This is a genomic window from Streptomyces sp. NPDC002125, assembly GCF_053593715.1.
This window is the reverse complement of the sequence record NZ_JBSFDD010000020.1, coordinates 118,591-141,378: the sequence shown is the minus strand read 5'-3', so window position 1 is coordinate 141,378 and position 22,788 is coordinate 118,591. Positions and strand designations below refer to the sequence as shown.

13 protein-coding genes and 2 pseudogenes are annotated in these 22,788 nt (G+C 71.5%); 5 read left to right on the top strand and 10 right to left on the bottom strand.

Going from position 1 to position 22,788, the window contains the following annotated elements:
* Positions 1-131 precede the first annotated feature (131 nt).
* Positions 132-1,940, top strand: coding sequence for a cholesterol oxidase substrate-binding domain-containing protein (locus ACWCQM_RS28855; protein ID WP_450918034.1), 1,809 nt, complete (start codon positions 132-134; stop codon positions 1,938-1,940).
* A 186-nt stretch (positions 1,941-2,126) separates the two neighbouring features.
* Here the strand turns inward: ACWCQM_RS28855 and ACWCQM_RS28850 are convergent.
* The 8 genes and pseudogenes from ACWCQM_RS28850 to ACWCQM_RS28815 all read right to left on the bottom strand — a co-directional run.
* A pseudogene (locus ACWCQM_RS28850) lies at positions 2,127-2,243 on the bottom strand (SDR family NAD(P)-dependent oxidoreductase); the annotation flags it as partial.
* A 125-nt stretch (positions 2,244-2,368) separates the two neighbouring features.
* Positions 2,369-3,469, bottom strand: a complete 1,101-nt coding sequence (locus ACWCQM_RS28845; RefSeq protein ID WP_450918033.1) for a polyprenyl synthetase family protein — start codon at positions 3,467-3,469, stop codon at positions 2,369-2,371.
* Positions 3,466-4,554: a tetratricopeptide repeat protein gene (locus ACWCQM_RS28840; RefSeq protein WP_450918032.1), complete on the bottom strand. Its 1,089-nt coding sequence runs from the start codon at positions 4,552-4,554 to the stop codon at positions 3,466-3,468. The genes ACWCQM_RS28845 and ACWCQM_RS28840 overlap by 4 nt, the downstream gene beginning before the upstream one ends.
* Before the next feature lie 272 nt (positions 4,555-4,826).
* The gene (locus ACWCQM_RS28835; protein WP_450918031.1) at positions 4,827-8,825 is read right to left on the bottom strand and encodes a hypothetical protein; all 3,999 of its coding nucleotides are present in this window, start codon (positions 8,823-8,825) and stop codon (positions 4,827-4,829) included.
* Between the two features lie 29 nt (positions 8,826-8,854).
* Positions 8,855-12,169, bottom strand: a complete 3,315-nt coding sequence (locus ACWCQM_RS28830; protein ID WP_450918030.1) for a hypothetical protein — start codon at positions 12,167-12,169, stop codon at positions 8,855-8,857.
* Between the two features lie 54 nt (positions 12,170-12,223).
* Entirely contained in the window at positions 12,224-12,730 is a 507-nt protein-coding gene (locus ACWCQM_RS28825) for an LGFP repeat-containing protein (protein WP_450918029.1), read from the bottom strand.
* Between the two features lie 82 nt (positions 12,731-12,812).
* Positions 12,813-14,042 (bottom strand): hypothetical protein, encoded by a 1,230-nt coding sequence (locus ACWCQM_RS28820; protein ID WP_450918028.1) that lies wholly within the window; start codon positions 14,040-14,042, stop codon positions 12,813-12,815.
* A gap of 56 nt (positions 14,043-14,098) precedes the next feature.
* On the bottom strand, positions 14,099-14,884 hold the full coding sequence (locus ACWCQM_RS28815) for a peptidoglycan-binding protein (RefSeq protein ID WP_450918027.1): 786 nt from the start codon (positions 14,882-14,884) through the stop codon (positions 14,099-14,101).
* 470 nt (positions 14,885-15,354) lie between these two features.
* Between ACWCQM_RS28815 and ACWCQM_RS28810 the strand changes: the two genes are divergently transcribed.
* Positions 15,355-16,140 (top strand): AfsR/SARP family transcriptional regulator, encoded by a 786-nt coding sequence (locus ACWCQM_RS28810; protein ID WP_450918026.1) that lies wholly within the window; start codon positions 15,355-15,357, stop codon positions 16,138-16,140.
* Positions 16,141-16,201: 61 nt separating this feature from the next.
* Positions 16,202-16,786, top strand: a pseudogene (locus ACWCQM_RS28805) (N-acetylmuramoyl-L-alanine amidase); the annotation flags it as partial.
* Between the two features lie 168 nt (positions 16,787-16,954).
* Here ACWCQM_RS28805 and ACWCQM_RS28800 read toward each other — a convergent pair.
* Both ACWCQM_RS28800 and ACWCQM_RS28795 read right to left on the bottom strand, forming a co-directional pair.
* Positions 16,955-17,743: a peptidoglycan-binding domain-containing protein gene (locus tag ACWCQM_RS28800; protein WP_450918025.1), complete on the bottom strand. Its 789-nt coding sequence runs from the start codon at positions 17,741-17,743 to the stop codon at positions 16,955-16,957.
* A 167-nt stretch (positions 17,744-17,910) separates the two neighbouring features.
* Entirely contained in the window at positions 17,911-19,467 is a 1,557-nt protein-coding gene (locus tag ACWCQM_RS28795; protein WP_450918024.1) for an esterase/lipase family protein, read from the bottom strand.
* Positions 19,468-19,857: 390 nt separating this feature from the next.
* On the opposite strand from ACWCQM_RS28795, the gene ACWCQM_RS28790 reads away from it, so the two are divergent.
* Together ACWCQM_RS28790 and ACWCQM_RS28785 are read left to right on the top strand one after the other, a co-directional pair.
* On the top strand, positions 19,858-20,952 hold the full coding sequence (locus ACWCQM_RS28790; protein WP_450918023.1) for a PP2C family protein-serine/threonine phosphatase: 1,095 nt from the start codon (positions 19,858-19,860) through the stop codon (positions 20,950-20,952).
* 134 nt (positions 20,953-21,086) lie between these two features.
* Complete coding sequence (locus ACWCQM_RS28785) at positions 21,087-22,742, top strand: ABC transporter substrate-binding protein (protein ID WP_450918022.1); 1,656 nt, start codon at positions 21,087-21,089, stop codon at positions 22,740-22,742.
* The last annotated feature ends 46 nt before the right edge of the window (positions 22,743-22,788 follow it).

Below are 22,788 nucleotides of genomic sequence, written 5' to 3'. Positions count from 1 at the left end.
ATCACACCGGGCCCGCGGGCCCGGTGTGATCCGGCCGAGGGGCCCTGGCTCATACACCCGAGGGTGTGGGTCCTGCACGCGTTTCGTGCTAAGTGCCGGGAGGAACACCTGGTCGGCCTACGGTCGTGCCCATGCCTGATCTTCCTGACGCCATGTCATCGAACGCTGACCCCACGTCATCGGCCGTTCCACCGTCCCGGCGTGGAGTGCTGCGCGCGGCGGCCGTCGCAAGCGGAGCACTCGCGGTCCCCGGAGGAGTCCTGGCGGCCGGTGCCCAGCCGGCCGCCGCGGCGACGCCGTCGGCCGTCCCTTCGGCGGCTCCCGAACTGCCCTCCGGACTGGAGCCCTACCGCACTCCCTACATCAACTGGGCCGGAGAGATCACCCACCAGGGGCTCTGGGCCTGCGCTCCCCGCAGCGGTCAGGATCTCGCCGACCTCGCGAACTGGGCGCACGCCAACGGCTGGCGGCTGCGCGCACGCGGCAAGGCGCACAACTGGTCGCCCCTGACCATCACCGGACCCGCCGAATCGGACCGGCACGTGCTGCTCCTGGACACCACCAAGCACCTGACCCACATGGAACTCGCGGACCCGCCCGCCGGTGCCCCCGGTGCTGTCCGGGCTCAGACCGGGGTGACCCTGGAGAGCCTGACGGCCTTCCTCGCCGACCACGGGCTCGGCGTCACCAACACACCCGCGCCGGGTGAGCTGACGCTCGGGGGCACCCTGGCCATCGACGCCCATGGCACCAGCGTGCCCGCGGTGGGGGAGGTCCCGCGTCCCGGCCACACCTACGGCACCCTGAGCAACCTCGTCCTCTCGCTCACCGCCGTCGTCTGGGACGCCGCCCGGTCCGCGTACGTGGTGCGTACCTTCCACCGGGGCTCCGACAAGGAGTGCGAGGCACTGGCCGCACACCTCGGCCGCGGCCTCGTCGTCGAGGCGGTCCTCCAGGCCGGCGAGGAGGTTCCGCTGCGCTGCCGGAGCCGGGTCGATCTCACCAGCGACGAGCTCTTCGCGGCGCCGGGCAGCGCACTCGCCGCCCGGGGCAACACCTTCGCCGACTTCCTCGACAGCGCGGGCCGGGTGGAGGCCATCTGGTTCGCCTTCACGGACAAGCCCTGGCTGAAGGTGTGGAGCCTCAGCCCGGAGCGTCCCGCCACGGCCAGGGCCGTGCACCACCCCTACAACTACCCGTTCAGCGACTCGCTCCCCACACCGGTCGCACGGCTGGCCGGACGCCTGCTGGGCGAGGGCGCCTGGTATCTCGCCCCGGCCTTCGGCGCCGCGCAGTACACGGTTGCCGCGACGGGTCTCGCCGCCACCTTCTCCACGGACCTGTGGGGGGCCGCGCACAACCTGCAGTTCTACCTCCGCCCGACGACGCTGCGCGAGACCGCCAACGGGTACGCGATCCTCACCCGGCGCGCGGACGTGCAGCGCGTCATCTCGCAGTTCGCGGCCTACTACAGCGAGCAGCTGAAGACGCGGGCCGCGCGAGGCGAGTTCCCGGTCAACGGGCAGGTCGAGATCCGGGTGGGCGGACTGGACCGCCCCGAGGAATCGGCGGCGCCCGGCGCCAGGCCGCCCCTGCTCTCCGTCGTACGGCCGCTCGCGGACCGGCCGGAGTTCGACTGCGCGGTGTGGATCGATGTTTTGACCCAGCCGTCGACACCCGGAGCCCACGCCTTCTACCGGGACCTGGAGCGCTTCCTGCTCGCCACCTTCGACGGGGAGTACGCCCTCACCCGCGTCGAGTGGTCCAAGGGCTGGGCGTACACGGAGACGGAGGCCTGGGCGGACCCGGAGGTCATCGGGACCACGGTCCCCGGCTCCTACGGCCCGGGGCAGTGGGCGGAGGCCGTCGGTGTGCTCGACCGTCTCGATCCGCACGGCGTCTTCGGCAATGCCTTCACCGACGGGCTGGTCCGCGTATGACCCCTGGTGCGTGACGCCGCCGCGGGGCCCGTGCGTCCGGGCCCCGCGTGTCCGTGCGTCCGGGCCCCGCGTGCCCTGGCCCCGCGGATCGAGCCCGTGGGTCATACGTCGCGCCAGCCTCCGTCGACGCGGAGGGTCGTGCCGTTGATGTATCCGGCCCCGGGGCCCGCCGGCCCGCCCCTCGTCGCGTCCGTGCACGACCACCGAGGCGCCTTCGGCTGCCAGCTGTTCGGCGATCTCCTTGCCGAGCCCGGAGCTGGATCCCGTGACGAGGGCTCGTCTGCCTTCGAGTTGCAGGTTCATCGGACGGCTTCCTTCCACCTGGACGATTCCCGACGGCGGCCCTCTCCCCCATGTGAAGGGCCGGGGCGCCGCGGTCCACGGTGCTCCGACAGAAATGGACCGGCAAGTCCAGAACGTTCCGGTGCTCATACCGTGCGGTGGAGGAGGAATTCGAGCAGCACCTCGATCTCGCACGCGGCGCGCGGAGCGAGGGGAACGCTCAGCAGACAGGCGCGGGCGGCGTCGAGGTGGTGGCGGGCCTCACCCAGGGTGGCGGTGCGGCCTCCGCACGCCTCGACGAGCGCCGCCGCGCGCACCGTGCCCGCCTCGTCGAGGGACTGCGGGGAGTTCAACAGGGCGGAGAGCTCCCTGGCGTGGCGGCCCTGACCGGCGAGGGCGGCCAGCACGGGATACGTCTTCTTCCGCTGCCGCAGATCGCCGTGCACGGGTTTGCCCGTGACCGCCGGGTCGCCCCAGATGCCCAGCAGATCGTCCACGGCCTGGAAGGCCACCCCGAGATGGCGTCCCGCCCGGTCGAGCGCGGCGACAGTCCGGGCGGGCGCCCCGCCCAGCAGCCCGCCGAGCGCCGCCGAACAGCCCAGCAGCGTGCCGGTCTTGAGCTCGGCCATGGCGCGGTACTCGTCGGTCCGGACCGCCTCGGGCCCGGTCCACGGGCGGGCCACGAAGAGCAGGTCCTCCGCCTGGCCGCGCACGAGGCCGCTCAGCGTCTTTGACAGGCGGCCCACGGCCGCCGCGGTGTGCGGCCCCGGTGTCTCGGCGAGGGTCTGCACCGCGAGCGCGAAGAGCGCGTCGCCCGCGAGCACGGCGGGCCCGGTGCCGTACGCCTTCCACACGGTGTCCCGCTGCCGCCGCGTCCCGTCCTCGTCCATGATGTCGTCGTGCAGCAGCGAGAAGGTGTGGACGAGCTCGACGGCCACCGCACCGGCCACGGCGCTCTCACCGGGCGCCCCCGCGGCCTCGGCGGACAGGACGGCGAGGGTCTGGCGCAGCCCCTTGCCCTCGAACGATCCGTCGGCGGGTCCTCCGCCGACCTCGCACCAGCCCAGCGAGAACGCGGCCATCTCGCCCGGCCACGGGTGGAGCCGCTCTATCGCGGCGGACAACGAGGGGCGCACCAGGTCCCGGCAGCGGGCGAGTGTGCGGGCCGCGGTCCGCGCGGTCCCGGGAGCGCACGCCGCGCCGGTTTCGCGCGCCCCATCGGCACGTACGGTCGTGGGCGGGGTCATCGGGCCGCCGCCTCCTCCGCGCTCGGCGCGAGCCCGGGCAGCGGGCCGACTCCCAGCTCCGCCACCGCCTTGTCGACCATGTCCCGGGCGTGCCGCAGGCCGATCCGGTCCAGGGTCCGCCGGAGCCCGGCCAGTTCCACCGCGGTCTCCGCCGGATTCCGCCCGAGCCGGGCCAGCGACTTGGTGAGCCCCAGCCGGGAGAGCGCGGCACCCCGCGGTTCGTTCATCTCCTCGAACTCCCCGAGGGCCAGCTCGTAGGTGTCGCGGGCCTGCGCGTACTGCCCGGCCCGGTAGTGCACATTGGCCCGCATCTTGTGGTTGTACGCCAGCGCACTGGACAGCTTCATCTCGCGGCAGACGGCCTCGGCCTCGCTGAGCAGCGCCAGCGCACGCTCCGCGTCACCGTCGCGTACGGACACCACGTCGGCTATGCCGCGCAGCGCCCAGGCCCGCCCCCGCCAGTCGTCGGCACGGCCCGCCGTCACGGCCGCCTCCTCGAAGAGCGCCAGCGCCTTGTCGTAGGAGCCGGTGTTCCGGTGCATCTGGGCGATGCCCTCCAGCGCCCAGACCGTGTGCCTGGCTTCCCCGCGTTTCCTGGCCTCGGCGAGCAACCGCTCGTGCAGCTCGCCGACGGCCTGGTAGTCGCCCTGGATGCGCCCGGTCTCCGCGAGGCCGGCGAGCGAGTAGCCGCGTACGACCACATCGCCTCCCCGCTCGCCCAGTTCGGCCGCGAGCCCGAGCAGGCGGTACGCCAGTGCCAGCGAGCCCCGCTGACGGGCGAGCGTGCCTCCGCTCCACAGCGCCCAGGCCATCGCCCCGAGATCCTGCGCCGAACGCGCCGCGCGATAGCTCGACTTCCAGGCGGCGTCGGCTTCCGCCACTCTCCCCAGCCGCCGGCACGCCTCCGCGACGGCGAGCCCGCAGCGCGCCATCTCGCTCTGCTCCCCGTCGCGTTCGGCCGCTCTCAGTTCCTCGACACCCTTCGCCAGGACCTCGGTGAGGGAGGAGTTCACCGACAACGAGCCGAGGGCTCCCTGATATTCGGGAGCGAACGCCTTGTCCGTCGGCCGATTCCGCTGAGTCACCCGTGCCACCCGCTCACTGTCTCGCTCGTGTTCTGCATCGCTGATCAAGACGGTAGGAGCGCGCAGGGGTTCCACGAATCCGTCTCCGTGCCGGTCGTGGGTCATACCTGAGGGCCACGGAGAAGTGCCCGGCTAGTCAGCGGGAAGGACGGCGGCCGGGCGGGCCCGCCCGGCCGCCGTCCTCGGTGAACACCGCACCGGCCTGCGTGGAACGGGTGCCGCGGCCGTTCCCGGCCCCCGGCAGGGTCCTCCCTGAGACGGACGCGGGCCGGTCAGTCGTCCAGGTCGCCGAGGTCCACCGTGTCGCAGTAGATCACCCGCTCCTCCGGCTCGCCCGTGCCGTCCGCGCGGACCGACTCCGCCTCCTCGACCATCAGCCTCAGACCCCGCCCGCGAGGCCCTCCGTGTCCGCCGGGCCCTCCGTGCCCCCGCCGTCCCCGGCGCCCGTGCCACCCGTGCCAGCGCTCCGGCAGCGCGACCTCGCCGGTGAACACCGGCCGGTCGGACGTCTCGGCGTCCGCGGCCACGAGTTCGGTTCCGCTGCCCTCGACCGTCATCCAGCCGAGGTTCTCGTCCTCGACGGCCGGATGCCGCCGCTCCAGCCGGGCCCTGACCTTCGCGGGCGGGCTGCCGTCGGGGCGGTACGACGGTCCGGTCAGCGTGACGCCCAGGGGCGAGTCCCCGCTGACGGTGAGTTCACGCCCGGGCAGGGTGCGGACGAGATCGCCGAGCACCACGGCCGAGATCTCCGCCCCCTTGATCGATTCGGGCTGCAGGCGCACCAGAGCGAGGCGTACGAAGGGGAGATAGGCGTCACCGGTGTCGATGTCCAGGTCGCAGAACCAGCGCTGACGCGCCGTGTCGAACTGCGGGGTGAAACCGAGCGCCGTGACCGTGGGCGCCCCCGCCGCCACGCCGCCGCCGGGGCCGGGAAGCGGGCGGGGCAGCGGGCCGACCGTCCTGACCGCGTTGGTGAACATCGCGGTCGTCGCGGGCCCCACGGGAGCGGAGCGGTGGATCGGGTCGCGTCCGATCAGCGTGATCACGGGCTCCACGTCGTGGGACGGGGGACCGGGCGCGTCGTCGATCAGGACGCCGAGGAGTTCTCCGTCGCCCGAGGAGTACCAGGGGCGCTCCAGGAAGACCCGGATGCCGCCGCCGCGCCGCCGCCGTACGACGGTTCCCGGGGGACTCTCCGGCTCGTCGAAGGCGAGGGTGGGCATGCAGTAGAGCACCCCGGGTGCGGCCGGCGGCGCGCTGCTGGGAACCGAGAGCTCCACCGTCTCGCCGGGGACGGTCAGCGCACTCTGCTGGGCCGGGTCGGAGAAGGAGGCGGGGAAGTACTCGCCGAAGCGGGTGGTGGCCACCGGGTGGAAGCGCACCCGGCGGTGCTTGGTGTCGCCGAACTCCAGTCTCCGGTAGGGCGGAGCGGTCGTGGCATTGGCCGCCAGGGTCTCGGCCAGCTCGGTGCTGAAGGTGAGCAGCCCATCGGTGAGCGTGCACGAGGGCGGAACCTTGTGCGGCTTGCCGTCGGGGCCGTTCTCGTCGGCCAGGGAGAGCGGCAGGGCGAGAGCCGGGAAGGCGTCCGGCCGTTCGACGCGTCCGCCGGGTCCCTCGTCCGTGACATCGGTCCACTCGGCGAGCACCTCGACCCGCTCGGTGCTCCCGGTGTGCACGGTGACGGCGCCGAGCAGGTGCTCGGTCGTCGCCGACGGGGCGCGGACCGGGGCGGTGCCGAACTGGAGCAGAGGCGCCGACAACGGGCGCTGCACGGCGTGGACGAGGGTGATCTCCTCGCCGGGGGTGAAGAGCCAGTGACGGCTCTCGTGCGCCGAGGTCATCAGCCGGCCGACCTGCGCGTCATCGGTCGCGGACGACTCGCGGCACCATTCGGCGAGGCCGGGCACGGTGTCCTCGGCGATCCGCGAACAGACCCTGACCGGCACGACCGCGGCCTTCGGCAGCCGCACCGTCAGGACCCGCGTCCGCTCGTCGAACTGCGGGGGTCCCGTGCCCTCCGTGACGCGGATCCGGAAGGACGCGGGGCTGTGCCATGTGTCGCCGTCCCAGCCCACCGCGAAGGGCTCGCCGGGAGGCAGGCCCGGCAGGCCGAAGAACACGGCTCCGGTGGACAGCGGGTCGGGCAGGTAGGGCATCGGCACCTGGTCGCCGGTGTGCAGCACCAGGGGCGGGGTCTTCCCGCCGTCGGCCGAGTCGAGCCCCTCCTGAGCCTGTGCCCCGGGCAGCGTCGCGTCGTCCAGCGAGCCGCTCTCGTGCAGGGCCAGCTGATAGGCGGTGCTCCGCACGGCCGGGTCGCTCGAACCGATGGCGGCGTCCAGCAGCCCATGGCGTTCGACGCATTCGAGGGAGGCCTTCGGCGCGACGACATGGCGTTCGTCGTGCGGCGCGTACGGACCGTGGGAGCCGCCGGTCACCAGGGGCGAGGCGTTGAAGCCGGCGGCGTACGCGTCCGGGAGCCGCTCGGGATCGCTGCGTACGACGAGCCGCTGGGTGCGGGCACCGTCGACGAGCGGAAGACGTGGCACCACCACGGGTGAGGGGACCGCTTCGAAGCGGCGGAAGACCTGCGGCCCCGCGGCCGGGAGCGCCAGATCGGCCCTCGCGGGCTCCTCCGCCATCAGGGTGTCGGCCTGGGCGGCGGTGAGCCCGTTGCCCGCCAGGTCGACGGTGCGCACACGCACCCGGTAGGACCGGCCGAAACGCAGCCTCGGGAGTGTTCCCGGCCGGGCGACCGAGATGATCTCCAGCGGGACTCCGGGAGCGGCCGGGTTGCCGACGCGCTGGGGCTGGGTCGCTTCGTCCGCGGGGTCCGGGGCGTGCTCGTCGGCGCTCAGCACCTTGCCGGGGCGCGGGGCGGCCAGCGACCAGCCGTCCCAGGTAATGACGTTGTCGTGCAGGTAGAGCCGCCCTTTCGTCTTGGGCCGGGTGGCCATGCTCACCTGGAAGAAGCCCTCGTCGGACGCCGTGAGCAGCGGGGCCTGCGGCAGGCCCGGTGGACAGTAGGCCACCTCGCGCTGCTGCAGTGAGAACCACCGGGCGCTGCCGTCGTCCCAGACGTCCAGCCGGTGCCCGCGGACCAGGTCCTCCGAGAACAGCTTCACCTGCCCCGTGGCGGCGGCGTCGGCCACGAGCTCGTCGGCCTTCCGTTTCTGCTCGTCGGCCGCCGCGAAGTCCTCGGCGATATGCGCCATGCGCTCGTTGCGCGCCAGGGTGAGACCTCCGGTCCGTACGACGGGCAGGCCCTGGGACGCCGGGTCGGTGGCGTCCAGCTGGAGGAGCGCCCCGTCCACGTCGGCCTGCTCGATCGAGAAGTCGGCCTGGGGGAGCGGCACCAGCCCCCGGACCGGCGGCGCCAGCGGGTCGGCCGGCTGGGTGGTGCGGGCCGCGGCGACGAACGCGTGCTTGGCCCGGTCGAGGACGTAGGCGGTGTGCGGGGTCACGTCGTGGCTCAACCTCAGGTTCGGGTCGTCGCCCGTCAGCAGGGGCGTCCAGGTGGGCCGCACAGTGAGGAACAGGTTCCCCGCCGAGTCGGGCACCGCGTCCGCCGGGAGCACGAAGTCAAGGATCAGGCCCAGGCGGCGCAGCAGCGCCGGGTGGTCGCTGAGCGAGGTGAGCATGCTGTGGAAGTCGGGCACCGGCGTCTCCAGCGGAGGATCGGTGTTCTCCGCGCCCGGCGCGAGGGTGGGGTTGTCAGGGGCCGGGTGGTGGAAGCCGAGCAGCCGCTCGTGGGTCTCCGTCCCCTCGCCGGGCGAGGGCGCCAGACCCTGCATCCCGCCCTCCGGGCTCATCGCGTCCAGCTCATGGCGCAGGGGCGGGCGGTCGGGGAAGCGGGTGGCCGCCGTCGCGTAGATGTGCTGGGCGCTCCTGGTCATGGCACGGGCCGGACAGGTGGTCACCTCCCGACCCATGTACTGGTCGAAGACGAAGGACTCCAGCACCGTGTCCGGGCGGAAGAGCCGCTGCCACAGCGACGGATCGGGAGGCGTGCCGGCCGGAGCGACCGGTCCGACGGGGAAGTCCTGCGGGGCCGTGTCGCCGTCGGTGGTGGCGAACGCGAAGGAGGCCGCAGCCACCTGGTCGGGCCATCGCAGGAAGTCGGGGAAGGGGCCGAGGGTGCCCCGGTTGCCGGGCGGCGCGGTCTCGCCGGTGGAGAGCTGGGGCGCGACGAAGAGCGACACGAGGAGTTTCGTACCGTCGGCGGAGAAACCGGCGGGGAGGACGGTCCAGGTGACGCGTTGCTGGAGGGGCATGGCTGGATCTCTCCTTTGACGGCGCCGGCTCAGGCCGCGAAGGCCAGGCAGTACGTGTCCCAGTCCTGCGGCTCCACGCACTGGGCGAAGGTGGGGTCACCGGGCGCGCCGGCGAAGCTGCGCTCCAGGGTGAGGGAGACGGTCTTGCTGAAGAAGGCGATCCGCACGCTCACGGACAGGGTGCCCCGGCCGCGTATGACCGACTCGCCGCCCGACTTCTGGTAGGTCAGCTCCAGATAGAACTCCACCGTCACACTGACGATGCCCAGCACCGAGAGATAACCGTTGCACCGCAGATAGCCGCTCAGGGTGATGTTCTGGGACGTCGGGTTCGAGTTGTCGAGCTTGAAGTAGACGCCCGCCATGATCGAGACCCCGCCGCTGGCGATGCCCAGGTTCAGTGCGGCGGACCCTCCGAATTCGAGGGCTCCCTCGACGATCTCGATGCCTCTGGAGGACACCTCCATGGCGAAGAAGCCGCCGCCGCCGAACAGGGAGACGCTGACGTTGAACGGGTTCCGGCGCTCGCAGACGGAGAACCTGAAGCGGATCGGGGAGTCCGTGAACGGGATGGTCAGTCCGGCGGACAGGGAGAGGTTCTGCAGGCTGAAGACGCCGACCCCGATGCTGGGTATCGCAAGGGTGTAGCCGGCTCTGATCCCGGCCGGGTCGATGTCGATGTACGCGCCCTTGCCGAAGCCGTCGGCGGGCAGGAGGCTCCGCAGGTTGTTGATGAACGACAGGGCGCCCTGGAACTCGAGCTCGAGGCCGGAGGCGTCGATGTCGGGCTTGCCGCCGGGGCTCGCGGTGAAGGCCAGACGGGCGATCCTCACCTCGACCAGTCCCGCGAACTTCAGTACGAGACCGGTGAGTTCACCACTGATGGACGACTTGTCCAGGGCGTCGGGTGAACGGACCGTGCGGGAGTCGAGGACGAGCGAGGCATGGGACAGGTCGAGGAACCCGGCGCTCTTGAGCGGTGGTTTCCACACGTAGCGGAGTTCCTTGCCCGCACCGTCCGCCAGGTCGGTGACGCGCAGCAGGGGGACGGGCAGCAGGGCCAGGGGATCGCCGCCGTTGATGATCTGGTCGATCCTGCTGTCGGAGAGCTGCGCGAGATCGGTCACCGCCGACTGCGGGACGACGCCCAGGATCTCGGGCAGGCTGACGATTCCGAGCAGCTTCCCTATGTCGAACGCCTTCTTGATGTCGTCGACCGGTACCTCCTGTGCGGCGGGAGCCTTCAGGAAGGCCTCGGGCAGCACCCCGGCCCGGCCGGTGATCTCGGAGACGGCGGCGTTGGGACTGGCGAGCCCGCCGGCCTGTTCCGCCTTGAGCAGCAGTTGCACCGGCGTGTTCATGGTCAGGTAGGCGCCCGACGGGTTGTCGGTGAAACCTCGTTCCAGATAGCCGGAGTTCATACGGACCTGTACGCGCCCTCCGCCCGGTGCGAACGCCTCGACCGCGGGTTCGCGGACCTCGGCTCCGGCCACGAACAGCACCGCGTCCAGAGGGTGGTCCCCGCCGGCCGCGATGTGCTTCACGTCGAAGCGCAGCGAGTTCACGGGGTGGCAGGTGCTTCCCGGCGTGTCCGGCAAGGGTTCCGCGATCGCCATCTCCTGTCCGTCCAGCGGGGCGAGAGCCTGCGCGTCGGCCGCGCCGAAGGAGGCGGGCGGCGCCTGGGCGTGCGGGAAGGCCGCCTCGACGGAGCCGTCGCGGGCGTTCTTCCCCGGGACGAGGAGCAGGGGCATGCGGAAGGTGACCTGCCGCCCCTCCTGGTCGGTACCGGTCACCGGCAGCAGATAGTTCGTGCCGGTCCCCTCCAGGGTCGCCCAGAAGGGGCCCTCCGCCGCCGGCCCGTTCAGCTTCGGACTGACACGCTCGTTGATGTGCAGGGAGCGCAGCGGCATCTCGCGGCCCTGGTGGACATACCCCGTACTCGCTCCGTAGCCGAGGTCGGGCTGCGGGAACTCCGCGTGGAACTCCGTGATGAGGCCGGCGACGACGCTGCCTCCCGGCACCCCGGTGAAGATCCGCCGGGTCTCGGCGATCCACAGCGCCTGATGGCCCGTATGGCAGTAGTAGCGGTTCGCTGTCCGGTGGAACTGATCGCGTCCCAGGCCGGTGATGTGGTCGTATGCGGCCAGAGGCGGTGTCCTGCCGGCCGTGGTGAACTGACTCTCCGACTCCGGGGGCAGCTCCCAGGCGCCGTGCAGATGGGCGGAAGCGCCGAGCGGCGTGAGCCTGAACTGCTCGGCGTGCAGCGGATCGTTGATGATCGTGATGGGCTTCCCGTCCTTGTCGAACACCTCCTGCCTGCTGGTCTGGATGACGATGCCCTTCAGGTCGTCCTCCTTCAGGGGCTGCCCCGGGGGCATCGGCCCGCGGTCCGTCACCGTCGCCACCGCCCGCAGCAGCGCCGCTCCACTGCCCTCGGGGCCGAGCAGGCTGGTGTGCCAGAGCTCGGAGCGGCCGTCGGCGACGAACGGATCGGTCAGATGCTCCCAGCGGGAGAGAGCGTCGTCGTACGTGAGCAGGAGCCGCATGGGGAATTCGACGATCGTCCTCCGTACGCCGCCGAAGACGGACGTGGTGCCCGGGTCGGGGGCTCCGACGACGGGTACGGACTGGAGGACCAGCCGGGTCCAGTCGAGGAGCTCGGCGAGGGAGAGGCCGACGCCGTCCATGTCGTCGGGCAGCGAGAAGGCGAGGGTGGAGGGTCGCGCGGACCACGCCTCCACCAACGGATCGCCGGTCAGCGGAAGCGGCAGGGGCAGGGTCGCTTCGGCGACATGCTGGGGAGGGAGTGTCACCAGGATCTGGGCGGGGCCCGGCGCCTGGCGCACGAGCCGGCGGCCGTCGAAGTGGAGGTTCACCAGGGAGATGTCGAGGGCCAGCAGGTCCTGCGGCCTGAGCACCCGGAACGGCCCGCCGAGGGACGGGTCGCCCTCCTGGCCCGGGTGGTCGGGGCGCTCGGGGTGGTCGGGGTGATCCGGACGGCCGGGGCGCTCGGGGTGGTCCGGCCGGCCCGGCCCGTCGTGCCGGTCATGGCGGCCCGGCCTGCCCTCGTCGGGACGGCCCCGGCGGTCCCCGCCGCCCCGCTCTCCGCCCCCGCCACGGAAGCCGCCGCCCCGCTCTCCGCCCCCGCCACGGAAGTCGCCGCCTTCGCCTCGGCCCTCGCCCCTGTCCCCGCGGCGGCCGTCACCGTCGTGGCCGCCGCCGAACCCTCGCCCGCCCCCGCCGGGACCGCCTCCACCGCCCTGGGGCCGCCCGCCTCCGTGCCGCGTCAGCAGAACCTCCCTCCAGAGCCTCAGGAGGGCGAGCTGGGTGCCGATGTGGAACATGACTGTCTCCTGGCACGGTGGGGACCGGGGGTGCCGGCCGGTGTGCGGGGTGCGTCAGTCGAAGGGGACGGACTTGTGGGCCACGGCCCCGTTGCCATCCGCGTTCCGGACGACGTGGCCGCCCTGGAAACGGTTGTTGCGTCGCTCGGGAGGCCCCATCTCGTCGGAGACGGGGTAGCGGAGGAAGCTGCGCTCCCATCCCATGTCCGCCCATGTCTGACGGATCGGACCGTGGACCTCGTGCGCGCCGGTCTCCGGGGTCCAGTAGATGGAGCCGCCCTCGAAGTGGTTGAACCGGCCCACGCCGTCGGGGCACGGCGACTCGTCCGTCACCGGGTACCCGAGGAAGTTGCCGGAGCCCCCGAGACGCGCGTACTGGAGGCGGATGTCCCCGTGGACCTCGTGTGCGCCGGTCTGCGGAGACCAGTAGATCGAACCGTTCTGGTAGTCACGTGACCGGCCGCGCCCGTCGGGGTTCGCCCCCTCGTCGCTGCCCGCGCCGGTGTCGACCGGCTGACCGAGCCACTGGCTCTGTGCCCACTTGTCGTCGATGGCTGACATCGGACCTCCCTGGGACGGAACACCGGCGGCATGAACACCGGCGCTCTGGACGGATGAACTGCTGACGGGGCGTCATGTGCCCTCATCTGAGGTCGGGCGAGTCCCCGGCTCTGCTGCCGGGCCCGCGGACGGAATCGAGCAGCGCCTGCCCCTGGTGATCGACGTACTTCGTGAACAACTGCTGCGAATAGCCGAAGACGATCGCCCACGCGATGATCTGCGCGGTGGAATCGAGCGCGCTGAGGCCCGGAATGAACCCGCCGCGCATCAGCAGCAGGCCGAGTACGGCGGTCAGGGCGCCCAGCGGGAGCTTGAGAAGGGCCAGGACCACGGGGACGTTGTACGGCATCGAGGTGCCCCGGATCCGGCGCAGCGCCGCCGCCGACGCGATGGCGGCGGAGAGGACACCGACGATCTCGATGACGAGATAGTCGCCCGCCTGCGCGACCCCGGCGATCATTCCGCTGGTGAGGGGTTCGGACGGCGGATCGGGGACCACGACCTCGCTGGCCGTCGGACAGACGACGTTGAAACCGCCCTCGAACTCGGGCGTGAAGCAGAGCGGGACCAGCGCCTCCCAGACGACGGTGATCACCGCGACGGCCACCGCGGCGATGGTCAGGCCGATGGTGACCGTGGCGACGATCCGTACGAAACTCCGCACACGCAGACGCTCGTTCCACAGCAGCTTGCGGGCGAGGCCGACCGTCTCGGCCAGGAACGCCCGCTCGCTGGGGCGGAGTTTGCGGTCGGCGTTGTGCTGCATCCCGCGCGCTATGTCCGTGACCCGGACCCTCCTGGGATCACTGGGCGCGAAGTGCTCCTCGACCAGGGCCACCATCTGGGGGAGCATCGCCTTGATGTCCTCGGCGGAGGCCATCCAGACCATGAGGTTCAGGGCCGCGTCCATGTGCGCCTGCGCGACGCCCAGATGGGCGGCGCGCCTTCTGCCGGGCCGGCTGACGAGAAGGGACCGCTGGGCCTCCGCGAGCTCCCGGCGGGCTTTCGACGCGTAGTTCCTCACCACCCGTCGCCGGTCGGAATCGACGGACGCCCTGGTGCTGAGGGCGTCGATGATGGCGTCGAGCTCCGTGATCCTGGCCCGCAGGCCCTCCTTCTGCTCCCAGGGGCCCACGTCGTCGCGGGGGGCGAGCCACTGCGCCAAGCTCTGCGGCTCGTCCGCGTCCGCGATGCTCCCGGCCGGTGGCGCGACGTCCGGTCCCGGGGGAACCCGGCCCGCGGCCGGTTCCTCGTCGGGCGCCGGCGTGCGGGCCGCTCGTCTCCTCGCGGCGCCGACGGTCCATGTGGCCATGAGGGTTCCTCCTCAGGAGACTCCCGGGTCTTCACGGGAGCGAGGGCGCGCGGTGGTCATACGCCGTCGGTTCGGTGTCCGGCCTCGGCGAGCCGGTCTGCCAGCGCGATCAGCGTGTCACCGGTGCACTGTCCGGTCGGGGTCAGTCCCTGATCGCTCTGGAACGCGCTCACGGCGGCCTGGGTGTTCGGCCCGTCGATGCCGTCGGCCACCCCCGGGTCGTAGCCCAGCAGAGCCAGGCCCTGCTGGATTCCCCGCAGGGTGCCGAGGTGGACGACCGCCTGGCCGTCACCGCCGCCCCCGCCTCCTCCGACGACCGGGGGCGAGCCGTCCTGGAGGAACTGGACGGACGTCGCCGCGTCGGAAGCTGCCGTACTCACGAAGAAGTCGTACATGGTGTCCACGCCCCGGTACTGGTCGTCGGGCGCGGGCGCACCACCGAGGATCTCGGTCATCGCCATGTGGAGATGAGGTGTGGTGCCGCCGAAGCCGAGCACGGAGCCGAGCACATCTCCCCGGCTGACGGTGGTACCGACGCCGATGCCGGGCGGGACGTCCTTCAGGTGGGTGTAGAAGCCGCCCATCATGTCATTGGGCGAGCGCATGAACAGCTGGGCCCCGTAGATCTTGGGGGTGTCGGTGCTGGGGTCATGCGGGTGGAAGACGGTGACATGGGCGTCGAATGCCGCACGGACTTGTGAGTTCTCCGTCGCGCCGAGGTCCATTCCGTATTCGATGTACCACTTCGCCGGAGGCGAATGCGTTCCGATGTGCGGTCCGCCGAGACCGCCGGTGAATCCTGCGGAAACGGGGCTGGACACTTCGATGTCGAACGCTGGCATGACGTCCTCCGGGCGATGGTCCGCGTCGCGATGCGGTGGATGCTGTTCCGGGTCCGTGCGCCGGACCAGGACGACGCCTTGCAAGCGTATGACGTCGGGAAGGTCGTCGCTACCGCATCGGACGCGGATTCCTCCTGGATTTCGACGCCAATTCAACTTTTACAGCAGAGAAGTTGGGGATTCATCGTTCGTGCGGCGTGGGAATCCATCGCGGGCGGGTCTATAGTCGGAATGGAACCCGCTTCGCCATTCTTCCCGCGTCGGAGAAGTGCCGGCGCGAGGGGGTCCGGGGGCGAGATGACGGAACGTCAGTACGGGCAACTCCGCGGGACCGCACCCGCACGTCGAGACGTCCGGCGGCTCCCGGTGGGCCTATGGCCGCCGCAGCGGCGGAGGGCACCGACATGGGATACGACGCGTGGCACGATCCGCCGTCCCGGAACCCGGCCTCCAGTGGGCCACGGAGCCCGATGAGCGTTGACCGGCCCGGCGTACGGATCGCGGTCCTCGGCGGCTTCGGCCTGTGGGTGGGCGGCGAGCCGGTCGCCGTCCCCGGGGGATCGGAACGCGTGCTCGCCTTCGTCGCCCTGCGCTGCCGGGCCGCCGTCCCCAGGCACCTGATCGCGGGCACCCTGTGGCCCGAGGCCTCCGAGCGCCGTGCGCACGCCGATCTGCGTGCGGCCCTGGCCCGCTCGGGGGCCGGCCGGCCGGCCCTGGAGATCACCCCCGCCGAGGTGCGCCTCGCCCCCGGCACCACCGTCGACCTGCACCACGCGCGTCGGACGGCACAACGCCTCCTGGACCCCGCCGGACCGCACCGGCTTCCCGAAGTCCCCCTGGACGCGGTCCTCGCGCTCTCCACCGATCTGCTGCCCGGCTGGTACGAGGACTGGGCGCTGGCCGAGGCCGAGGAGTGGCGGCAGTTGCGTCTGCACGCCCTGGAGACGCTGGCCGCGCGGCTGGGGGCGGCCCGGCGGTGCGCCGAGGCCGTCACGGCCGCGCAGGCGGCGGTGCACGCCGAACCCCTGCGCGAGAGCGCCCAGACCTGCCTGGTCAGGGCTCACCTCGCGGACGGTAACCCCTCCGAAGCACTGAACGCGTTCACCCGGTACGCCCGTCGGCTGCACGAGGAACTGGGCCTTGAGCCCACGGAGCGGCTGCACCGGCTGGCCGCAGGTGATGTCCGGCCCGCACGGGCGCCTTCCGCGTCACGCGGCGGTCACGCGGGGGTCACGCGCCGCCGGGAAGAGTGGTAGGGGCAGAGGCAGGCCCGCCTCGGCCCCGGGGCGGGCTCGACATCTTGTTCCGAGGAGAACCATGGCCACCCCACTCTCAGCAGACCGGTTCCTTGCCGCGCTGCGCTCCGGAGGGCTCACCGTGGTCGAGCACCGGTCGTGGCGTACACACAACCGCAACCACAAAGGACTCTGGGGTCCCGTGCACGGAGTGATGATCCACCACACGGTGACCTCCGGTACGACGGGGAGCGTGGACCTGTGCTGCAAGGGCCACTCAGCGCTGCCCGGCCCCCTGTGCCACGGGGTCATCGCGAAGGACGGCACCGTCTTCCTGGTCGGCTACGGCCGTACCAACCATGCGGGGAAGGGCGACGGCGACGTCCTGCGCGCAGTGATCGACGAGACCGCCCTGCCGCCGGACACATCCGCCGACACGGACGGCAACGCACGCTTCTACGGCTTCGAGTGCGTCAACCTCGGCGACGGCCGGGACCCGTGGCCCAGGGCACAGGTGGAGGCCATCGAGAAGGTGGCCACCGCCGTCTGCCGGGCCCACGGCTGGAGCGAGCGCAGCGTGATCGGCCACCGGGAATGGCAGCCCGGCAAGGTCGACCCCAGGGGTCTCGAGATGAAGGACCTCCGCCGTGGCACCCGCAGGCGCCTGGCTCTCGCGGTGCCCGGGGTCCCCGTGCACCAGTAGCCGCAGACACCGCGCCGGTTCCGGACCGGCCGTCGGTGATCCCGGCCGTCGGGCGGTCTTCCCGCCCGACGGCCGGATCACCGACCTTCCGCGGTCCGGGGGCCGTTCGCGCCGGCCCCCGGCTCCGTCCGGTCAGACCCCGAGCACCGTGAAGCCCGCGTCGGTGAGCCGTGAGCTCAGCGCGGCGAGGGTCGCCGGGTCGTTGAACGCCCCGTTCTGCTCCAGTCCGTGGTCGGCCTGGAACTGCCGGACGGCTGCCTGGGTCTGGGGCCCGTCCCCACCGTCCTGGCGTCCCGGCCTGTAGACGATCAGGGCGAGCAGCGCTCCCTGCACCCCGAACACGTCGGAGAGGTCGAGCGCCAGCCGGTCGGCGGGCAGCCCTTGGTCCTCGACGCTCCGGGCCAGCAGGAAGTGCGACCGGTCGAGCTTGTTCCGGATCCTGATCGTTCCCTCGTCCGGAGTGAAGTGGCATTCGTCCGCCGCACCGTTCCAGTCGCGCACCGACACATGCTGCTGGAGCTTGGGGAACTTGAACGCGGGCCCCAGCGCCCAGCACATGCTCAGCGTCGCCAGCTGCGCGTTGGCCGGCCACGAGGCGAAGCCGGCGAAGTCGGGGCGGGCGGTGAGGAACGTCTCCATCTGGTCCAGCTTGGCGAACACATGGCGGTCGATCTCGTCGTCGTCCACGTGCAGCGAGGTGAACGGGGGCTGGAAAGCGAGATGCCCCTGGGAGGCCAGATCGAGGCGCGCCTTGACCGCGTCCCACTCGGAGGCGACGAGGTCCGCCGAGACCGGGGAGCCGCCGGAGTCCCGCCACGCCAGCTCGTTGGCCAGCGCGAGGGAGGCCGACCGCTCCGCTGCGCTCGGGGCCGAGTTGGCCGCCGCCGTCTCGTCGATCTTGTTGCCGATTCCCGTGCTCACCTAGCCCTTCTGGTCGAGGTACATGAAGTTGACACGGCCTTCGAGCGGGTCGTTGAACCTGATCCACTGGTCACGCACGAACTGATGCATGGTGTCGTCCTCTCCGTACCGCGTCGATGGGCGAATCCGTGTGGTCGTTGGTGCCCGGCAGCCGAGGCGAAGGACGATCAGCTCCACGGAGAGACGACGAGCCGGACGTTCGAACCCTCCCCGACAATCGGCCAGGCGCTCTCGGGCAGGGGGATGTGTGCGACCCAGGTGCCGCTGCCGGGGTCCTCGTCGCTCAGCGGCTCGCCGCTGAGGTCGAGATCCCGTATGGCGCCGGGGACGGTGGAGTTCCACGCGGCCCAGATGCCCGCCCCGGACTGCCTCGTGCCGATGTCGACGATGAGTATGTCGTCGAAATCGGCGGCCTGTTCCAGGTGATCGTTGAACAGGAAGATTCCGCGGCGCTCACGCAGTGTCAGCACCCGCAGATGCAGGGCGTAACGCATCGCGGGGCTGTCGGGCGGACGTTCGAGCGCGCTGCCGAGGAACACGGTCGTCAGGGGGACGCCGCCGTCGGACCGCTCGTCGTCCGCCGCCTGTTCCGGCTCTTCCGACTCTTCCGAGGGCCTGCCCGACAGCTGGATCGGACACCAGTGGGACGCCAGCCGCTCGTGCATCACGACGGGCATGCCGCGCACGGACAGCTGCACTTCCGCCTGCCAGCCGACGCAGTCTCCCTCCGGCGGCAGCCGGTGGCCGACCAGGGAGGCCTCCACCTTGCGGTCGCCGAAGAGGAACCGGCGCAGGTTCTGGTACCCCTCCTCCGAGTTGACCAGGCCGTAACGGCCGCTGTGGCTGCGGTGCACGAAAGCGGTGTGCGCCCCCGGCACCCGGGCGTTCTCGATCTGTACCAGCCCGTCGCTCCTGGCCCCCACGGCGGCCGCCGAGAGGCCCCGCGCGACGTCGTAGTCCTGCGGATTCGTGCCCACCAGGCAGAACACCCGGTCCCTGGGGAAGGCTCCGCCGCCCTGGGGCATCTCACGAGCGCTCCAGGCTTCGGGCGGGCCGTCCGGGTCCGTCTGCGCGGCGGGCGTCAGGTACTCGTACATCCGCCGGGGTCCGAAGATGTCCGCACCGTTGATGCCCACGGCGTCCCGCACCTTCTCCAGCACTCCGAACCCGACGTCGAAGGCGATGCCGCCGTGCGGAGTGCCGTAGGTGAAGAGCTTGTCCACGCAGTCGGCGGGATCGCGGCCGAGGTCGGGCAGCACCTTCTGCAGCAGACAGCGGCAGATGAGGCCGCCCATGGAGTGGGCCACGAGGTGGACACGCGGGGCGCCGCTCTTGGCCTTGAGCTTGTCGATCAGTGCGAGGAGGTCCGATGCCGCGTCCTCCAGCCGGAACTCCGAGGGCTCGCCGCTCCAGGTGCTCGCCGAGGGGTCGTAGAAGCGATGAATCCAGACGCTGTCCGCCGGAATTGTCTCGTGGCTCTGGAGATAGGCGTCCTGGCCGCCCTCGACGAGGATTTCGTACCCCTCGTCGAGATGCAGCCTCAGCAGTGGGCTTTCGAACTGGTGGAAACCGGGCTGGTTGTCGACGCCCACGCGCACATGGGTGGACCCTTCGTTGAATCCATAAAAGGGGTCGTCGACAACGCTGTTGATCCCCGAAGTATCCCCGGCGAATCCACGAACATAGACGAGGGGGAATTTCGTCCGCTCAGATGTGGCGTTCATGAGCTGCTCCGCGGCGAATGGCCGGCAGTCCCCGAAAATGGGTGTCATGCGTCCGTTGAATCGTCAATCGGCAGCAATGAGACCGCCGGGGGCGTCGAATTCACCTCAAGTGTATGACTCCGTTCTGGCCCGGACCACCGGGGGAGCCGCATGCTGACGAACCGTCACATACGGACCGGGGGTGCATGGTCCTTCCCGGGCGTCGAGGCATTGTAGTGCGGTGGGCCGGAGTGCGCGCGGCGGCTTCGGGCGGGGGCTGCCCGTGAGGGGGCTCGTCGCGAAGGTTGCCCGGGCCATCGGGTGTGACGGCCCGTAGGCTGCCCGCCCGCTCGGGATGCGGCGGGGCGTCACTGCGGTCAGCGTGGGGGAGTGCCGCAGCTGCTGAGAACCATGTGGATTCCCGTAGGTCTCATCGTCATGGCCGTGGTGATCGACCTCGTCACCCCGCAGGACGTGACGTCCGCGCCGCTCCTCATCGCGGCGCCCGTCGCCGCCGCACCGCTCTGCGGCATCCGCGGGATCGTCGGGGTGGGGCTCGTCGCGATGGCCGTGCACGCGTGCCTCGCCTGGATCGACGGGACCTTCGGCTGGCGCGCGGGCGTGGCCAACCAGATCACCCTGGCGGGTGTCACCGTGCTCGCCGTGCTGATCCACCGCACCCTGCGCAGACAGGACGCCCGTGCGCGGCGCGCCCAGTACGTCGCCGCGGTCGCCCAGCAGGCCGTGCTGCCCATGCCGCCTTCCCGGCTGGGCGACCTGAGCATCGAGGCGCGGTACGTGCCCGCGGAGAGCGAGGCCGCGATCGGCGGGGACCTGTACGTCGTGCAGAGCACCCCGTACGGCATCCGGGTCATGGTCGGCGACGTACGGGGCAAGGGGCTCGGGGCGGTCAGCGCCGTCAGCGCCGACCTCGGGGCCTTCCGCTACGCGGCGGACGAGTCCGAGGACCTTCCGCAGCTGGTGCGGCGACTGGAGCGGGCCCTGCTGCGGGAGGGCGAGCGGCGCGGTGGGCAGGAGCGGGCGGAGGGCTTCACCACCGCCCTCATCGCGGAGTTCTCCGAAGACCTGGCCCGGGTGCGCCTGATCAACCGCGGCCACCCGCCACCCGTCGTCCTGGACGCGAGGGGCCGTGCGACACGCCTCGACTCCTCCGAGGAGGCGCCTCCGCTGGGGATGAGCGACCTGGGTGTCTGGTCCGCCCCCGTCGACAGCTTCCCGTTCCCGGCGGGCTCCACCCTGCTCTGCTTCACGGACGGCATCACCGAGGCACGGGATGCCGCCGGGGACTTCTACGACCCCGTCGTCCGTCTGCCGCTCGCTCTCGGCGGGTCGCTGCGCTCCGTCGACGGTCTGACCCCGGGCCACATCCTCGACACGCTGATCGAGGATGTCCGGCGGCACAGTGGCGGCCGGCCGCAGGACGATCAGGCACTGCTCGCGCTGTACCGGGAACACCCCGGTGTAAACCTTAATAAACTCTCTTAATTCGGGCGCAATATCCCCAAATATCCCTATCTCGGGCGCTCATAAGGCGCTCGTTGACGTCCTCAAAGGAATTCGTATACTGGCCGAGCCCAGTTGGGCAGTATCAATGGACATCTTGAGATGGGTGGTTCCTGATGAACTCGGAGCCGGGCGGCAGCCTCAGCCGACGGAACGTGCTGCGGATCGCTGGAGCGGGCATGGGCCTGCTGGCCGCCTCGGGTGTGCTCGCCGCTTGTGCGCCGCAGCCCGCCGGCTCCGGTGACGACGCTGCGGGGACCGGCTCCGGTACGGGGGCGCAGGGCGCCGACGTGAAGATCGACCAGCTCACGCTGGCCCTTCCCTCGTCCCTGTCCAGCCTCGATGTCGGCCGCGAATCCGGCGTGCTGAACTACCTGGTCGCCGCACTCGCCCAGGAATCACTGCTGTCGGTCAGCCCCTCGGGCGAGCTCGGGCCCGGCCTCGCCTCGTCCTGGAAGCAGCCCGACGCCCGGACGTACGTCTACACCCTGCGCCGGGGCGTCGTCTTCTCCGACGGGACCCCCTTCACCGCCGACGACGTGGTCGCCTCCATCGAGGCCATCCGCGACCCGGACAACGGCTCCGCGCTCTCCTACGCCTACGCGGGCGTCAGCTCGGTCAAGGCCACCGGCGACCTGGAGGTGACGATCCGGCTCACCGCGCCCGACGCGATGTTCGCCTGGACCACCACCGCGGGCGGACTCCTCGTCAGCAGCCGTGCCTTCCTCAAGCGCAACAAGGGCAAGGTCGGCACGGCGCAGACCCTGCTGCTCGGCACCGGTCCGTACCGCATCACCGAGTTCGCGGCCGACGACCACGTGCTGCTGGAGCGCAACGACGCGTGGTGGGGCGAGAAGCCCGCCGTGCAGAAGCTCAAGCTCTCCTTCGTCCCCGACGCCGGCACGCGGCTCGTCGCGATGAAGTCCAAGGCCGTGGACGGCGCGCTCGGCCTCGCCTCGGACGAGGCCCGCAGCTGGGAGTCGGCCGCGCGCGTCACCTACACGGGCGACCGCTCGGTGGTCTCCCTGGCCTTCGACACCTCCAAGGCTCCCTTCGACGACATCCACGTCCGCCGCGCCTTCGCGTACGCCGCGGACCGCGCGGGCATGGTCAAGGGCCTGCTGCACGGCAAGGCCGAGGTCGCCGATGCCCTTCCGTCGCCCGACATGTGGGGCGACCTGATGCCGGCGGACGAGGTCCGCTCCGGTTACGACGCGATCCCCGCCCTCGGCTTCGACCTCGACGCCGCACGCGCGGAGCTCGCCAAGTCGGCGTCGAAGGACGGCTTCACGGCGGAGCTGCACTACCCGGGCAGCGGACCGCAGCTCGGCAAGGCGGCGCTGGCCCTCGCCGCGGCGCTGAAGAAGATCGGCATCACGCTGGACGTCAAGGAGATCACCCTCGAACAGTGGGTGTCGGAGCTCGGCTCCGGCAAGCAGCCGCTGCAGTTCCTGTGGTACTTCCCGGTCACCGGCGACCCGGCGGAACTCGCCGACCCGTATCTCAACGCCGCCGCCACCGCCACGAACATCGCGCACTACGACAACGCCGCCGTGAACTCCGCGCTCGACAGCGCGAAGAAGTCCACCGACCCGGCGGAGCGCGGGAAGCTGCTGATGAAGGCGGTGCAGGAGGCGGGCCCCGATCTCCCCTACCTGCCGCTCTGGTGGGCCCAGAGCGCCACGGCGCTGTCCAAGGACATCGTGCTGCTGGAGCAGGGCCCGTACGCCCTCATCGGCCCCTGGGCGACCCGCGTCCGCAAGGCCGCCTGAGAGCCCGACCACCCCCACGGCGCCCCGCGCCGCGGCACCACGAACG